Source organism: Neisseria sp. GT4A_CT1 (assembly GCF_000227275.1).
Taxonomy (GTDB): domain Bacteria; phylum Pseudomonadota; class Gammaproteobacteria; order Burkholderiales; family Neisseriaceae; genus Neisseria.
The window spans coordinates 429,307-444,281 of record NZ_JH164964.1; the positions used below are offsets into that span (position 1 = coordinate 429,307).

Consider the following 14,975-nt stretch of genomic DNA (forward strand, 5'->3'; position numbering starts at 1 on the left):
TTTTAAGGCTTGGGCGTTTGTACGGGTTGTTTGGCAGGGGCAGTCGTTTGCGGTGCGGGTTGCTGCGGTACGGGGGCGGCAAGGTCTTTTTCGCTCAAATGCGCGTGTTTTTTGACTTCGGCACGCAGGCGGTTGTTTTCGCTGCGCAGCGCCAAAAGTCTGCCGAACAGGGCGAACATGCCGAACACGATGCCGATGACAAACGCACCGAAGAGGACGACAATCAGCGGTAAATCGGCTTTCTGACCGGGCAGGTAGTGGAAGGCGACGCTGTCGGTATTGATGACGGCGAGCAGTAAAAACAATAATAAAATGATGACTTTGATAATGGTGTAAATCAGTTTCATGGATGTCTCCGGCGGTATGCCTGTCGGAAAGTTTTGAAAAGGTCGTCTGAAAATTCAGTAGGGCGGTCGATAGGGATTCCGTTTCCGAACCCGTTTGCCGCAGATGCGGCTTAGTTTAAACGATTTGGATTGTTTCGGATAGGATGTGCGGCAGTTTTCAGACGACCTTAGGCTTCATTATATATATGTAGTACACGGTAGGCATGATTGCTGACAATTCGTATGCGTATCGGAATGGATGGTTTTCCGTATTTCGTTATCAGGCAAGGGCTTGGGCGAAAGCTGTTTGCGAAACAAGTATTCGGACTTGTCAAAACCATCCGTACAGGCGTATCTTTCAACTTTTAATATCTAAACAGAACCAAACAGAATAAGAAAGGCAATCACCATGAGCAGACCCGTACCCGCCGTGTTCGGCAGCGTCTTCCACGCCCAAATGCCCGTTATCGCCCACAAGGACGGCAAATGGCAGCCGACCGAATGGCAAACTTCCTCAGACCTCACCCTCGCGCCCGGCGCGCACGCCCTGCATTACGGCAGCGAATGCTTTGAAGGCTTAAAAGCCTTCCGTCAGGCAAACGGCAAAATCGTCTTGTTCCGCCCGACGGCAAACATCGCCCGTATGCAGCAAAGCGCAGACATTTTGCACCTGCCGCGCCCCGAAACCGAAGCCTATCTGAATGCCCTGATCGAATTGGTCAAACGCGCCGCCGACGAAATTCCCGATGCGCCTGCCGCGCTGTATCTGCGCCCGACGCTCATCGGTACCGACCCCGTTATCGGCAAAGCCGGTTCGCCGTCCGAAACTGCGCTACTCTATATCCTCGCGTCTCCGGTTGGCGACTATTTCAAAGCCGGTTCGCCCGTGAAAATTTTGGTTGAAACCGAGCACATCCGCTGCGCACCGCACATGGGTCGCGTCAAATGCGGCGGCAACTACGCCTCCGCCATGCCTTGGGTACTGAAGGCAAAAGCCGAACATGGTGCAAATCAAGTCCTGTTCTGCCCGAACGGCGACGTACAGGAAACCGGCGCGTCCAACTTTATCCTGATTAAAGGCAACGAAATCATCACCAAACCGTTGACCGACGAATTCCTCCACGGCGTTACCCGCGATTCTGTGCTGACCGTCGCCAAAGACTTGGACTACACCGTCAGCGAACGCAATTTCACCGTGGACGAACTCAAAGCCGCAGTCGAAGAGGGCGCGGAAGCGATTCTGACCGGCACCGCCGCCGTCATCTCGCCCGTAACCTCTTTTGTCATCGACGGCAAAGAAATCGAAGTGAAGAGCCAAGAACGCGGCTACGCTTTGCGCAAAGCCTTGACCGACATCCAATACGGTTTGGCGGAAGACAAACATGGCTGGTTGGTTGAAGTGTGCTGATTTGATTTCGTATTAATAGAACAGATCCAAAGGTCGTCTGAAAGAAAATTTCTTTTCAGACGACCTTTTTATTTTGTAAACAGATTTTGTCGTGCCATTTGTAAAAAAATATCCCGATGTTTGGTGTGTTGTTGTGAAAAACAGTCACTATTTGAACTAAAAAATAAAAAATTTTTCTATTTTTCAAATAATTAAAAAATTTTAATATTTGCTAAGTTATGAAAATGTAATTATACCAATTAAATATGCTAGAATCATTTCATTACTCGTTTGGTATATTTGATTGCTGAGAAATGTCGAAAAAAGGGACTTAAATCGACATCGCAGTGAACTAAATAGATACTCTAGAACTCTGATAGACTTAGGTTTTCGTTTTTTAATGTAAAGCAGTGTTTAATATATTAATGTGACATCACAAGATGACTGTTCCAAAGAGAGAGCTTTGGAATGACTTTTACAAGATCATGAAAAGTCGTCTGAATGTTATAGGGATATTTAAGTGCGGTTTTATGTTTAAAAGGCGGAAGGATTAAAAAAAGAGCGTCAGGTTTTGAGGTTTTAGAATGAGTAATAATCGTTACAGCTATTTAAATGACGATGGAAATGATTTCAAATCATTCGAACGACATATAAAAATCGCTGAAAAAGGGTAGGAAAGCATTGCTTTCGTTGCCTCAGACGCAAGTCTGCGGCTTTTAAACTAGGGAAAATATATTATGTCAACTAAAACCACGTACTCTTTCTTCAATCTCGGACAAACAAGAGTTCACACTAAAAGTCAAACTTCTCAATCTAATCATGCAGTAGCCGCAAGCCAAGAGCATGCCGGCCATGCTCCTTCTGCATTGAACAAATTGATTTACGACCATTCTTTTGGCGGTCTGAATCTGGCAGCAGCCCTCCCTAAACAATTGAGGGGACAGGATAAAATTTTTGGTCTGCAACATACGCCCTCTGCCGATACTGCCGCAGTCAATACTTCAAAAAATACCAAACCGGCGCCGGTTGCCGACCGCAGTAAATTAACCAGCAAAGAAATGGCCATCATGTCTCAGGTTCTCCGTGCTGATGTTGTTGCACGCAAACAGGCAGAAGCTCAAGCAGCCAAAGAGCAGGTTATGGCAAAATACCAAGCTGCTAGACAGGCAGCTGTTGCCGCCGCCGCTGCAAGACATGCAGAAGCTATGGAAAAGGCAAAAGCCGCTGCTGCAGTACGTCAAGCCGAAGCCTTGGAAAAAGCCAAAGCAGCATCGGCAGCAAGACAGGCTGAAGCGTTAGAAAAATCAAAAGCCGCACATGCAGCCAAACAAGCGGAAATTGCCGCTAAAACCAAAGCAATCCTGGCTGAAAAACAGGCTGCCGAGAAAGCGCAACATACTGAAAATGATGTTGCACACCATCATCAAACCAACGGTAAAGTGGCGCATTCAGCACCAGCGGTAACGGTTTCCCACAAACATGAAGATAATCAGGCTGGTGACAATAAAGAAACGGACTCGACACAATACTTCAAAATCCAATGAAGCCCATACTGCTAGGCAGGCCGAACATCAAGCCAATCATCAAGATGAAGTAGATGAAGTAAAAGAAGGGGAGGTTTCCAACTACACCGTTCATCAATCGAAAGAATTTGGCAGATACATCGACGTCAATGATTTTGGCGCAGATCCGACCGGGAAAAAAGACAGCTTGGCAGCCATCAAAGCGGCATTGACTGCGGCACACAAAGAAAAAGCCATGCTGTTCATGGACGGTACTTACTATATTTCCGATCAAATTGTCATCAATGGCAATAATTCAGGGGCTAAAGGTATTTTTGGTTCGGGCATGGGCAAAACGCTGATCACCTTTGATAAAGCGCAGGTCGGTGTGTTCAACCCCAATACCAATCACGATGATATTCGCGCATTTGCCGGTATTTTGGTGGATGGACAAAGCCATAAAACGATTGCGAATCTTTCTGTTAAATATACCAATCCGGACTTTTACCGGAAGGGCTTGAGCTACTTCGGAAAAGTCAGCGGCATTTTGGTCAACGATGCCGACCATACTTTAATCAGCAAAGTCGAGGTATCCGGAGTCAACCGTGCCGGTGTGATGTTTACATCGACTGATGCATTGGTTCGGGAAGCAGGTAAGAGCCAAACTTACAAAGCACGCGTCCAAAGCGGTGAGATCAACGAACAATATGACCATCTGCCTTTGGGTGAGAACAACCGTATTGTCGACTCCTATCTGCACCACAACCGTGTTGCCGGCGCGATGGTCGGATATCAAAAGAACTTTGTCGGCGAAGGCAATAGATTGGAGTGGAACGGTCACGAGGCTGATGGCGGTACAGGTTATGGCATGACTGCCATGGCAGGCAGCTACAACTACGGCATTACTTTCCGCAACAATACAACCGACCATAACTACCGTAAAGGTTTGGATGTACATGATGGCACCGGTATCGTTATCGAAAACAACGTCTTAAACGGCGACCGTCTGTATGGTATCGCTGCCTACAACCGCCAATTTTCCATGGATAACGTGAAAATTAAAGACAACGTTATTACGCAAGACCCGAATTTCCGTCTTTATATGGATGATGATTTAGGTAGGTATTACCACATGTATTCCGGCATCCAAGTGCAAACCAATACCCAATTGCGCGATTTGCATACGGCGGATAAAGGTTATTACGACATCAGCGGCAATACCATTAAAAATTTGGCAGTGTACCAAAACCACATCCAAACTTATGGCATCGAATTCCGTAACCATGAAAACAAAATGGATTACACGCTGAATATTACCGACAACAAAATCGACGGTGAGTCCACCAAATACCTGATGGCAGTGATTAACAACACATATGATCATGTCAGCAAACACGACGGTATCGGTACGGGCACCATCAATATCAGCGACAATACTGCCAATATCGGAAAAATTGCACCGGGAGCCGTGCCGTTCTATTTTGAAGAACACCGCTCGGATGTCCCCCTGCATGGTTCGATAACGTTAAACAACAACAATATTACCGTTCGCGAAGAGTCGGCCGGTTATCGTGAATTCGCCTATATGCGTACCAATGCCAAAGAGTACAACGTGACCAACAATACGTTGTCCCTCCACGGCAAACTGAACGATGCCATTGTGGATGTCAACAGTACCGGTGACGGCGTAGGAAAAGCCACGTTGAATGTTGCCAACAATACCCTGCATACCGACATCAAAGGCAAACTGTATGCGACTTGGTTGAAGCATGAGGCAGATGTCGATACCTTTGCCGGCAGCAATACCCATAATGGCGACCAATTGAAAGATGTGAATACAACCGGTAAGGACATCGCGCTTTCTGATGTATTGGGTCATGTGCATAACAAAGTTGAAGCAATCCACGATACTGTTTATGCCAACCACCCGAAATATCCGACCATGATTGATGATCAGACTTACCATAACGGCATTTTGTAATGGTGTTTAAAAGGTCGTCTGAAACGGTAAATTGCCGTTTCAGACGACCTTTCAGCGTTTTTAGAAACCGAACAATACAATGATGTTGTCACATTAAATTATTTGTGTTAAAAGTCATTTACATTCCCATTGGATTGTTTTTTTAAGGAACAGTAAATGAAAAAGACGTTTTGTCTAGTATTGGCGGCGGCATTTGGTTTGAGCGCATGCAGCAGCCTTGAAAACAAATCTGCCCATGAAATGATGGCAATTTCCCTTGATCGCGTCTATACGGATGATTACAGCTATAACATTGATAGCGAAGTGAAGTTTCATACTTCTACTGCCGAAGCAGGGGTAGCGCCGGAAAGCGAGAAAAAAGCCCGTTTGGAAGAAACAAAGAAGGATCAAGCCGAACTTGACAAACAAGTCAAAGAATTGAACGAAGACGGAATCGAACTTTCGGAAGAAGATCAGACCAAGCTGAAAGAAGCCTTGCTGGACACCGACAATGATAAATGGTTCCCTGAAATGATCGATAAGTGGCAAGAATATCCGGTTGTCGGACGTTATTTGGAAGGTGTGCGTTTGAAATCGCATATAGCCATTGACCTGCCTGCCAAAAAAGCCGAATGGATTCCCGCTATTTCCATTAACCATCGCAATGAGCAATTGAATATCCAATCTCCCATGCTGATTGATGGTGAAAATCTCAGTCTGACTATTGACCAGCCATTGCTCAGTTCGATGATTATGAGCATCTTTACGAGCGAAGAGATCCGTAAGCGTTTGGCTGAAGAGCAACCTATCAGCATACAGCTTAAAGATGAAGAGATGGTCAAAGGCATTCCTTTGCGTCATGCCGCAAAGGCGGCATTCAAAGCCTATATTGAAGCCAGCAAAGCTGCTCCTGCTGAGGCATACCGCCTTGAAAATATGGATGAATTCGGTAAGCAAAACAAAGCAAAATACCGCATCCATTACACCCATAAAGACGAATATGACCCGCTCTTTATCAACGCTTTCGCTAAAGAATTCAAAAAAGAATTTGATGCTCTGAAGAAAAAACCGGAGGAAGGCTCTACGGCTGAAGGCTACGAGAAAGTTGAAAAATTCTTTGGCGAGTTTATAGACAGTACAAAAGAGAAAGGCCTCTCAATGCACTCCGGCTTTGAAAAGATGGTCGGCATGCCTCTCTATTATGACTACTATCTGAATGGAAAAGGCAGATTGTTGGCAACGCGTATTTATACGCAGGTCAACAGCAAAAGCAACACTCAGGCGTTGAACATCGTTATGGAAAGTATTTACCACAATTACGGCAAACCCGTATTCAAGTTTAAGCCTGCAAGCGAAAAAGTCATCGACATAAAAGAGTTGACAGTACCTATCATATCTAGATTATTGTTGCCATCGGGTTATGACCCAGAGGCAGAAACTGATTCCGAAGAAAATACTGAAGAACATTCAGCAACTGAAGAATAATCATCTGCCGACAGGCCGCCGAGATTCTCGAGCGGCCTGCTTATTGCAAATTTGACAGTGTTTACCTACGATGCGCCCTTGGTGCATTTCGTCTGAGTTTTTCAGACGACCTTTTTAAGGAAAACTATGTTTGGAAACTTTGATTTCAGTTATGTGCTGCTTGCTATCCCACCGGTGATGCTTTCCTTGGTCATGCGTGAGATTGCACGCGGTTATGTTGCATATCGCTGTGGCGACCCCACCGCATTACAATTCGGACGGTTGACATTAAATCCGATGGCGCATATCGATTTGATAGGAACAATCATCGTACCTGCGTTGAGCCTGGCGTTAACACCGTTTGTTTACGGCTGGGTACGCCCCATACCGATTAATGCCCGCAATTTTAAGAATGTGCGCAGCGCGCGGAGATGGATTGCCGTTGCCGGTCCAGTAACCAATCTGATTCTGGTGTATTTCTGGGCGATGCTCTCGTTTTTAGGTGGCGCGGTCCCAGAGGCGTATGTTGACCCATTAATGATCATGACCCAGTTTGGTATGACAATTAATATAGTTTTGATCGTCATTAACCTGCTTCCGATTTTGCCGCTCGATGGTGGTGTCATTCTTGACTCTTTCCTCAATGCAAAATGGTCTATGAAGTTTCGTCAAATCGAACCTTATGGAACATGGATTGTTTTGGCTTTGCTTCTTACGGGCGCGTTGTCGGGTTTGATTGACTTATTTTCTCTGATGATAGGGAGTTCAGTCTCTATCTTTACCGCATTGATTTTGGCAGGTATAGCCGACTTAGTAAAATAGCAAGGTAAATGGAAAACAAAGGTCGTCTGAACTTTTTCAGACGACCTTTTTTCCTATCCGTCAAAGTAAATCCCATTGGAAACCCTGCTTAAAAATTGTACAATGGCAGCCCTTTCCATACGGCGGTTTGACCATGCGCATCGGCGGCTACATTATCGACAATCCCATTGCACTCGCCCCGATGGCGGGCATTACGGACAAACCGTTCCGCCGACTTTGCCGAGATTTTGGCGCGGGTTGGGCAGTGTGCGAAATGCTGACCAGCGACCCGACGCTTAGAAATACCAGAAAGACCCTGCGCCGCAGCGATTTTGCCGATGAGGGCGGCATTGTTGCCGTCCAGATTGCCGGCAGCGATCCGCAGCAGATGGCGGATGCCGCGCGTTACAACGTCAGCCTTGGGACGCAGGTTATCGACATCAACATGGGCTGTCCCGCCAAAAAAGTCTGCAATGTTCAAGCCGGCAGCGCGCTGATGCAAAACGAGCCGCTGGTTGCTGCCATTCTCGAAGCCGTCGTCCGCGCGGTGGACGTTCCCGTTACCCTTAAAACCCGTTTGGGCTGGCACGACGACCACAAGAACCTACCTGCCATCGCCCGTATCGCCGAAGATTGCGGCATCGCCGCCCTTGCCGTCCACGGACGCACACGCACGCAAATGTACAAAGGCGAAGCGGCTTATGATCTGATTGCCGAGACCAAAGGTCGTCTGAACATCCCCGTCTGGGTCAACGGCGACATCACTTCGCCGCAAAAAGCCGCCGCCGTCCTCAAACAAACCGCCGCCGACGGTATCATGATAGGGCGCGGCGCACAAGGCAGGCCGTGGCTCTTCCGCGATTTGAAACATTACGCCGAATACGGCGTTTTGCCGCCTGCCTTGAGCTTGGTAGAGTGCAACGCCACCATTTTGAACCACGTCCGCGCCATGCACGCGTTTTATGGCGAAGTCGCCGGCGTGCGCATCGCCCGCAAACACATAGGCTGGTACATCGACGAAATGCCCGACGGCGAGCAGACACGCCGGGACATCAACCGCTTGGACAGCGCAGCGGCACAATACGATACCCTTGCTGCCTATCTTGAGGCACTTTCAGAGAAAACCGACCGCTGGGTGTGTGCATATCGTGAAGGGTAGGGCGTTTCAGACGACCTTTTTATTTTTGGGAAGTAAATATGAAATTGACGCCACGTCTCAAACGCTTCGGTATAGCCGCGCTGTTGCTGACAGGATACGGGTTTTATGCTTATGACTACAATCTGATAGCTTGTAAATTAATGGATCGCAATTGGAATGACGACAAGGGCAGGTGCATGAATCCCGATTGTCGTCAACATGATGCGTGTATGTTGAGTGCGTTTAAGAGTAGAGCGACATGCGAAACCATCCGCCCCGGTGACAGTTTGGACAAGGCTTGGTATGTACTGGGCGAACCTTGGTATGAGAAAAACGGGCGTTTCTTTTGGGATGATAAATATGGAGATCATGTAGCAGAAATCGAACCGGACGGAGAAAAGGTTGGCAAGATTACCTGCTTGGGGGAGTAGGTTGCGTGGACTGTAATCCGGCATGGTGAAGGCTTGATGGTTAATCTTCATTCATTCTTAAAGGCTGATGCGCCTTTCTACAACCCCCTCTTTAATACAAAGGGCTTCAGTATGACTTTTTGGCATGGCTTTTGGATCATCACCGGCGTACATTTTTTGGCGTGCATGTCGCCCGGCCCTGATTTTGTACTCGTTTCGCAGCAGGCGTTGAGCCGGGGGCGGGCTGCCGGAATGTTGACCGCGCTGGGCATTGCGTTGGGATTCGGTATCCACATTATTTATTCCGTACTCGGCTTGGTCACGCTGGTGGCTCAGTCCGCCCCGCTTCTAACTGCGGTCAAAATTGGCGGCGGCTTGTATCTGCTGTATATCGGCTATAAAGGTTTGCACAGCGAAAGCTGCGGGCGGGACGGTCGAAATCCGTAAGGACCATATGGCGGATGAACCGACACGGAAAACGATATGGCGCGGGGTGTTGTGCAATGTGCTGAACCCGAAGGCGGTCGTGTATATGCTGTCGCTGTTTACCGTCGTGTTGTCGCCGGATACGCCGATGTGGCAGATGGGGGTTTACGGCGTGTGGATGGCGCTGATGCTGTTCGTTTGGTTCAGCCTTGTCGCGCTGATGTTGTCCGCCCCTGCCGTGAGCAAACGTTTTCAGCGTTTCGGTCATTGATAGACCGATTTTGCGGCGGGGCGTTGGCTTTGCTGGGGATTAAGGTTATCAGCGGGTAGCTTGGGTTGTCGGGCCAACAGGATGATTCTTATCCGGAAATGGCGGCAATATCAGGTCGTCTGAAAACACAGTTTTATCGAAATAAAAAACAATCTATTTAATTCAAACTCAACAAACGTCGTCTGAACCCCGTTTCAGACGACCTGTCATCTTTAAAAACAACGAAGGAGGATATGTTATGAAACAACCCATCCCCGATATTGCGCAATGCGTTGAACAGAATTTGCAACAGTATTTCAAAGACTTGAACGGTACGGAGCCTTGCGGTGTGTACGATATGGTGTTGCACCAAGTGGAAAAGCCGATGCTTGTGTGCGTGATGGAACAATGCGGCGGCAATCAGTCCAAAGCGGCGGTGATTTTGGGGTTGAACCGCAATACGCTGCGTAAGAAACTGTTGCAGCACGGTTTGCTGTAAATATCGGTCTTGTTGCAAAGGGAGAAAACTGATGAAGCAGGAACTTCGCCATGACGGCGGTACGCGGGGGAAAACGTTGAACGTCCATTTCGTCCTACACGAGGATTTTGAAGTGCCGGGCGCGTATTGGGATTGGGCGCGGTCGCGCGGGCATCGTACGGCGTCGACTAAGGTTTATGAGTCGGAAGCGTTGCCCGAAAACGCGGACGGTATCGATTTTCTGATTGTCATGGGCGGACCGCAGTCGCCCGATGAAGACAGGCAGGCTTTTCCGTATTATGACCCTGAAGCCGAGCTGCGCCTGATACGTCAGGCGGTGGCGGCGGATAAGTACATTGTCGGCGTGTGCTTGGGCGCGCAGCTTTTGTCCGTCGCCTACGGTGCACGGCACGGGCGTAGCCCGCACCGCGAAATCGGCGTGTATCCGGTCGAGTTGACGCAGGAAGGTTTGAACGACCCGCATACCGCCTTGTTGGACGCGTCTTTCCTTGCGGGGCATTGGCACGGGGATATGCCCGGACTGACGGATGAGGCGGCAGTATTGGCGGCGAGCAAAGGCTGTCCGCGCCAGATTATCCGCTTCTCACCCAAGCATTATGCGTTTCAGGCGCATTTGGAATTCGACCGCGCCGCCGTCGGCCTCTTGATTGCCGCCGACGGGCGCGAAAACTTGGCGGCGCAAAGTAGGACGCAGGCTTATGTGCAGCATCCCGATGAAATCGAGCGTTTCGATTTTACGCAGATGAACGCGAAACTCTTTGCCTTTTTGGATTCGTTGACCGAATCGGGGCAGGGTGGGGCGTGATGTCCTGCCTTTCATCAGTGCATCCTTTTATCCGACGACTTGAGCCATGATTTACCAAATACTCTCCTTATTGATTTGGGGCAGCTCGTTTATCGCCGCCAAATATACTTACGAGATGCTTGATGCCGCGCTGATGGTCGAGGCGCGGCTGTTGATTGCCGCGTTGATGGTGCTGCCTTCCTGTTGTCGCCATTTCAGCAAGATTCCGCGCCGCGAGTGGAAGCCATTGTTGTGTATCGCCTTTATCAACTACGTCGTGGTGTTGCTGCTTCAGTTTATCGGCTTGAAATACACGTCCGCCGCCAGCGCGATTACCATGGTCGGGCTGGAACCCTTGCTGGTGGTGTTTGTCGGTCATTTCGTTTTTAACGATAAAGCCAAGATTTACCACTGGATTTGCGGGGCGGCGGCGTTTGCCGGCATCGGGATGATGGTGCTGGGCGGTGCGGAAGAGGGCGGCGCGGTCGATTGGTTCGGCTGTTTGCTGATTCTGCTTGCGGGATTCGGTTTCGCCGGCGTGATACGGCCGAGCCAGCAGATGATTGCCCGCATCGGTGCGCCCGCATTTACTTCTGCTTCCATGGCGGCGGCGGCGGTGTTGTGCCTGCCGTTTTCACTGGTGTTGGCTCAGAGCTATGAAGTCCACTGGTCGTGGGGCGGCGTGCTGTCGGTTTTGTATTTGGGGGTGGGATGCAGTTGGCTTGCCTATCTCTTATGGAACAAGGGCATGAACAAAGTCCCTGCCAATGTCTCCGGCCTCTTGATTTCGCTCGAACCTGTCGTCGGCGTCATCATGGCGGTATGGATTCTGGGCGAACATTTGTCCGCCGTGTCCGCTTTGGGCGTGTTCATCGTCATCGCCGCGACGTTTGTCGCAGGATGGCTGTCGAACAGAGGAAAGAATGCGTAAGGGGTCGTCTGAAAACGTGTGAATCGGGTTTTCAGACGACCTGAGAAGGTACGCGAGTATCTTGTTTTAATGTGGTTTTAAAAATATCAGGAGATTTTCGATGAAATATATGATTGCCCTGCTGCTTGCCGCCTGCCCCGTTTTGGCATCGGCTACGCCCAATAACGACAAAGCTGCCGTCCAAGCAGTGATTGCCCGGTATTACAACCATCCGCTTACCGCTGAAAACTGCCAGCTTGCCAAGCTGCCGAAAGACAGTAATCAGATGTCCGACGTCATGTATTGCATGAAACCCGTTGCCGACCATACCGTTACCCGCAACAGTACGCCTACGCGCTATGTGTTGTACACGGGTTTTGCCTACGATATGAAGCTCAAAGTCAAACGGGACGCGCATGCTTCTTCGGGTCTGGCGGAATTGTTTGTTTTGGAAAAAACAGACGGAAAGTGGGCAATCAAACAACATGGAAGCGATGAAATCGGCGCATGGGGGGATGTGCCGGAGAATAAGGATTGGCGGTTTGTCCAAATGGGAGAGCAAAACTGGGGCTACACTGTCGAATCAGGCTATACGGGTCAGGGCGAAACGACGACCGGAGAAAATTTTCTGTTTACCGATAATAGCAACCGTGTCCGTAAAAGCTTCATTATCAACGGTAGAGATAATGGCGCACATTATGGCAATTGTGATGAATACAAAGGGCGGGAAAAACGCGATTGTGAAAACAGCTATGCCAGCATCGATGCGAAAATTACCTTGGACAAAAGCCGTCCTTCAGTCTCAGGCGTTTGGGCATTAAGCGCAACGGTGCAGGGGGTGGATGGCAAAAAACGTTATAAAAATCAGAAATATGCGATTCCTTACAACGGCAAGACACACGTTGCGCCGAAAAGCTATCCGCTCAATATTAAACATTGAGGCCGTTTGATTTTTTAACGAACCGCCGAACCCTGTCTCAAAAACAAAATCCCCATGAAACATACGCACAAACTTTGGATAGCCCTCATCCTCACCGGCATCGTCGGCGGCATGGTCGGCATTGCTTTGACGGAGCTTATGCACTTTATCCAGCACACGGCTTACGGTTACGGCACAGGCGGCGGGCATGTTTCCTTTCGGGAAGGCGTGGTTCAAACGTCGTCTGAACGCCGCGTCCTCGTATTGATTTTGTGCGGCGTCGCGGTAGGGTTCGGCTGGTGGTCGCTCAAACGTTTCGGCAGGCCGCAAATCGAAATCAAGGCAGCCTTGAAGCAGCCCTTGCAGGGGCTGCCGTTTTTGACCACCGTTTCCCATGCGCTGCTGCAAATCATCACCGTCGGACTCGGTTCCCCGCTCGGACGCGAAGTCGCCCCGCGTGAAATGACCGCCGCGTTTGCATCCGTCGGCGGCAGGCGTTTGGGTTTGGACGAAGACGAAATGCGCCTGCTGCTCGCCTGCGCGTCGGGTGCAGGTTTGGCGGCGGTCTATAACGTCCCGCTCGCCTCCACGCTCTTCATCCTCGAAGCCATGTTGGGCATTTGGACGCAGCAGGCAGTGGCCGCCGCATTGCTGACTTCCGTCACCGCCACCGCCGTCGCCCGCATCGGCTTGGGCGACGTGCAGCAATACCATCCCGCCCATCTCGATGTGAACATCCCGCTGCTGTGGTTTGCCGCCGCCATCGGTCCCGTTTTGGGCGCAACGGCGGTATGGTTTCAGCGCAGTGCCAAAAAATTTCCCTTCTTAAAGCGCAACGACCCGAAAATCATTCCTTTGGCGATTGCCTTATTCGCCCTTATCGGCATCGTTTCCGTTTGGTTTCCCGAAATACTGGGCAACGGCAAGGCGGGCAACCAGCTTACGTTTGGCGGCATGACCGACTGGCGGTACAGCTTGGAAATGACCGCCGTCAAATGGTTCGTCGTCCTGCTCGCACTCGCCGCAGGCGCATACGGCGGGCTGATTACCCCGTCCATGATGCTCGGCAGCACCATCGCCTTCGCCGCCGCAGCCGCGTGGAACACCTTCTTCCCCGCCATGTCGTCTGAAAGTGCCGCCGTTATCGGCGCGGCGGCTTTTCTCGGCGTTTCCCTCAAAATGCCCCTGACCGCCATAGTCTTCATCCTCGAACTCACCTACGCCCCCGCCGCCCTGCTGATGCCTTTGTGCATCACGATGGCGGGCGCAGTGGCAACGGCAAGGAAAATGGGGTTTGAATAAGCAGGGTGGGGAAAAGGGTCGTCTGAAAACCGTCGGCGCGGGTTTTGTCCGAGCTGTCAGCCGCAGGACGGGCATATCTGAATCGTTAGCCTTATGCAGGCAATAATGACGGAAGGGAACGGCAGAAAGGTCGTCTGAAAATCAATTCAGACGACCTTTTTTCTAGAAAAATTGTCAACAATATTTCCAGAAAACTGCTGCCAAAAACCCGAAACTAGGGGATAATACCGCCCTGAAAATTCATCCCATAATGTTTTGCCAAGATTGAAGACGTATTCTGTCAAACTGACCGCCAGTGTCTTCAAACTTGCATAAGGCAGTTGGAAAACTAAGAAAGTAGCTTATTCACTCCCGATTTTATAGAAAGAAACTGTTATGCAAAAAAAACACCTGATTTTTTTTCTTGCTGCCTTTGCTGCTGCGCCTGTGTTGGCAAAACCTGTTGTTGTTCAAGAAGTGCAACTGCTCGGTAAATGGCAGTGCGTTGATTATAATGGAACCCTGAGGACGTTTACTTTTGACAGTGAGCAAAAAGTAAGTGCGATTGTGGATGCGAATTTTCCTTCACCTGATGATGAAACCCTAGCTTATCGGGTGTTTGCAGACGGTACTTGGACGGTGAACGGAGGAAAAATTGGTTTGAACATTAAAACCACCGATGTTCAAAGACAACATAGCACAGCTAAAATTCGCACCATTCCGTGGCGTGAAGTGGATAAGGAAATGTTTGCCCAGATGAGAAACGGCATTGGTAAATCAGATAAATTGCAAATGCAGGTTAAAAAAATCGGGAATGACAGCCTAAGCGTCCGTATGCAGGGTGATAGACAAGATATTGCTTGCCGCAAGGTATAAATTTATTGAATTGCCCAAGAGAACGCCATCGGAGCTAAACAT

The 14,975-nt window shown here is 49.5% G+C and carries 14 protein-coding genes and 1 pseudogene; 14 read left to right on the plus strand and 1 reads right to left on the minus strand.

The window, feature by feature from the left end; translation table 11 throughout:
• Positions 1–2: 2 nt before the first annotated feature.
• Positions 3–347 carry a lipopolysaccharide assembly protein LapA domain-containing protein gene (locus HMPREF1028_RS01945; RefSeq protein ID WP_009311116.1) on the minus strand — a complete coding sequence of 115 codons (345 nt, stop codon included), beginning with the start codon at positions 345–347 and terminating at the stop codon, positions 3–5.
• Between the two features lie 388 nt (positions 348–735).
• On the opposite strand from HMPREF1028_RS01945, the gene ilvE reads away from it, so the two are divergent.
• The 14 genes and pseudogenes from ilvE (at position 736) to HMPREF1028_RS02015 (ending at position 14,933) form a co-directional block, all read left to right on the plus strand.
• Positions 736–1,734 (plus strand): branched-chain-amino-acid transaminase, encoded by a 999-nt coding sequence (gene ilvE / locus HMPREF1028_RS01950; protein ID WP_009311117.1) that lies wholly within the window; start codon positions 736–738, stop codon positions 1,732–1,734.
• A 716-nt stretch (positions 1,735–2,450) separates the two neighbouring features.
• Positions 2,451–5,196 (plus strand): annotated as a pseudogene (locus HMPREF1028_RS12915) (right-handed parallel beta-helix repeat-containing protein).
• Positions 5,197–5,352: 156 nt separating this feature from the next.
• A complete protein-coding gene (locus HMPREF1028_RS01965; protein ID WP_003776667.1) occupies positions 5,353–6,660 on the plus strand; it encodes a hypothetical protein in 1,308 nt (435 codons plus the stop codon).
• Between the two features lie 126 nt (positions 6,661–6,786).
• Entirely contained in the window at positions 6,787–7,461 is a 675-nt protein-coding gene (locus HMPREF1028_RS01970) for a site-2 protease family protein (protein WP_009311120.1), read from the plus strand.
• Positions 7,462–7,594: 133 nt separating this feature from the next.
• On the plus strand, positions 7,595–8,599 hold the full coding sequence (dusB, locus tag HMPREF1028_RS01975; RefSeq protein WP_009311121.1) for a tRNA dihydrouridine synthase DusB: 1,005 nt from the start codon (positions 7,595–7,597) through the stop codon (positions 8,597–8,599).
• A gap of 38 nt (positions 8,600–8,637) precedes the next feature.
• Positions 8,638–9,009 carry a hypothetical protein gene (locus HMPREF1028_RS01980; RefSeq protein ID WP_009311122.1) on the plus strand — a complete coding sequence of 124 codons (372 nt, stop codon included), beginning with the start codon at positions 8,638–8,640 and terminating at the stop codon, positions 9,007–9,009.
• A gap of 111 nt (positions 9,010–9,120) precedes the next feature.
• A complete protein-coding gene (locus HMPREF1028_RS15680) occupies positions 9,121–9,435 on the plus strand; it encodes a LysE family translocator (RefSeq protein ID WP_009311123.1) in 315 nt (104 codons plus the stop codon).
• Positions 9,353–9,685: a LysE family transporter gene (locus HMPREF1028_RS01985; protein ID WP_283119081.1), complete on the plus strand. Its 333-nt coding sequence runs from the start codon at positions 9,353–9,355 to the stop codon at positions 9,683–9,685. Before HMPREF1028_RS15680 ends, HMPREF1028_RS01985 begins: the two co-directional genes overlap by 83 nt.
• Positions 9,686–9,923: 238 nt before the next feature.
• On the plus strand, positions 9,924–10,163 hold the full coding sequence (locus tag HMPREF1028_RS01990; RefSeq protein ID WP_009311125.1) for a Fis family transcriptional regulator: 240 nt from the start codon (positions 9,924–9,926) through the stop codon (positions 10,161–10,163).
• A gap of 31 nt (positions 10,164–10,194) precedes the next feature.
• Positions 10,195–10,968: a gamma-glutamyl-gamma-aminobutyrate hydrolase family protein gene (locus HMPREF1028_RS01995; RefSeq protein ID WP_009311126.1), complete on the plus strand. Its 774-nt coding sequence runs from the start codon at positions 10,195–10,197 to the stop codon at positions 10,966–10,968.
• 46 nt (positions 10,969–11,014) lie between these two features.
• On the plus strand, positions 11,015–11,878 hold the full coding sequence (locus tag HMPREF1028_RS02000) for an EamA family transporter (RefSeq protein ID WP_009311127.1): 864 nt from the start codon (positions 11,015–11,017) through the stop codon (positions 11,876–11,878).
• A gap of 100 nt (positions 11,879–11,978) precedes the next feature.
• The gene (locus HMPREF1028_RS02005; RefSeq protein ID WP_009311128.1) at positions 11,979–12,797 is read left to right on the plus strand and encodes a hypothetical protein; all 819 of its coding nucleotides are present in this window, start codon (positions 11,979–11,981) and stop codon (positions 12,795–12,797) included.
• A 54-nt stretch (positions 12,798–12,851) separates the two neighbouring features.
• Positions 12,852–14,078, plus strand: a complete 1,227-nt coding sequence (locus HMPREF1028_RS02010; protein WP_009311129.1) for a chloride channel protein — start codon at positions 12,852–12,854, stop codon at positions 14,076–14,078.
• Between the two features lie 375 nt (positions 14,079–14,453).
• Positions 14,454–14,933, plus strand: a complete 480-nt coding sequence (locus HMPREF1028_RS02015; protein ID WP_009311130.1) for a hypothetical protein — start codon at positions 14,454–14,456, stop codon at positions 14,931–14,933.
• Positions 14,934–14,975 lie beyond the last annotated feature (42 nt).

Bases quoted from the DNA above. Each gene is read 5' to 3' on its own strand.
- HMPREF1028_RS01945 (WP_009311116.1), bottom strand. From the start codon at position 347: ATGAAACTGATTTACACCATTATCAAAGTCATCATTTTATTATTGTTT.
- ilvE (WP_009311117.1), top strand. From the start codon at position 736: ATGAGCAGACCCGTACCCGCCGTGTTCGGCAGCGTCTTCCACGCCCAA.
- HMPREF1028_RS01965 (WP_003776667.1), top strand. From the start codon at position 5,353: ATGAAAAAGACGTTTTGTCTAGTATTGGCGGCGGCATTTGGTTTGAGC.
- HMPREF1028_RS01970 (WP_009311120.1), top strand. From the start codon at position 6,787: ATGTTTGGAAACTTTGATTTCAGTTATGTGCTGCTTGCTATCCCACCG.
- dusB (WP_009311121.1), top strand. From the start codon at position 7,595: ATGCGCATCGGCGGCTACATTATCGACAATCCCATTGCACTCGCCCCG.
- HMPREF1028_RS01980 (WP_009311122.1), top strand. From the start codon at position 8,638: ATGAAATTGACGCCACGTCTCAAACGCTTCGGTATAGCCGCGCTGTTG.
- HMPREF1028_RS15680 (WP_009311123.1), top strand. From the start codon at position 9,121: ATGACTTTTTGGCATGGCTTTTGGATCATCACCGGCGTACATTTTTTG.
- HMPREF1028_RS01990 (WP_009311125.1), top strand. From the start codon at position 9,924: ATGAAACAACCCATCCCCGATATTGCGCAATGCGTTGAACAGAATTTG.
- HMPREF1028_RS01995 (WP_009311126.1), top strand. From the start codon at position 10,195: ATGAAGCAGGAACTTCGCCATGACGGCGGTACGCGGGGGAAAACGTTG.
- HMPREF1028_RS02000 (WP_009311127.1), top strand. From the start codon at position 11,015: ATGATTTACCAAATACTCTCCTTATTGATTTGGGGCAGCTCGTTTATC.
- HMPREF1028_RS02005 (WP_009311128.1), top strand. From the start codon at position 11,979: ATGAAATATATGATTGCCCTGCTGCTTGCCGCCTGCCCCGTTTTGGCA.
- HMPREF1028_RS02010 (WP_009311129.1), top strand. From the start codon at position 12,852: ATGAAACATACGCACAAACTTTGGATAGCCCTCATCCTCACCGGCATC.
- HMPREF1028_RS02015 (WP_009311130.1), top strand. From the start codon at position 14,454: ATGCAAAAAAAACACCTGATTTTTTTTCTTGCTGCCTTTGCTGCTGCG.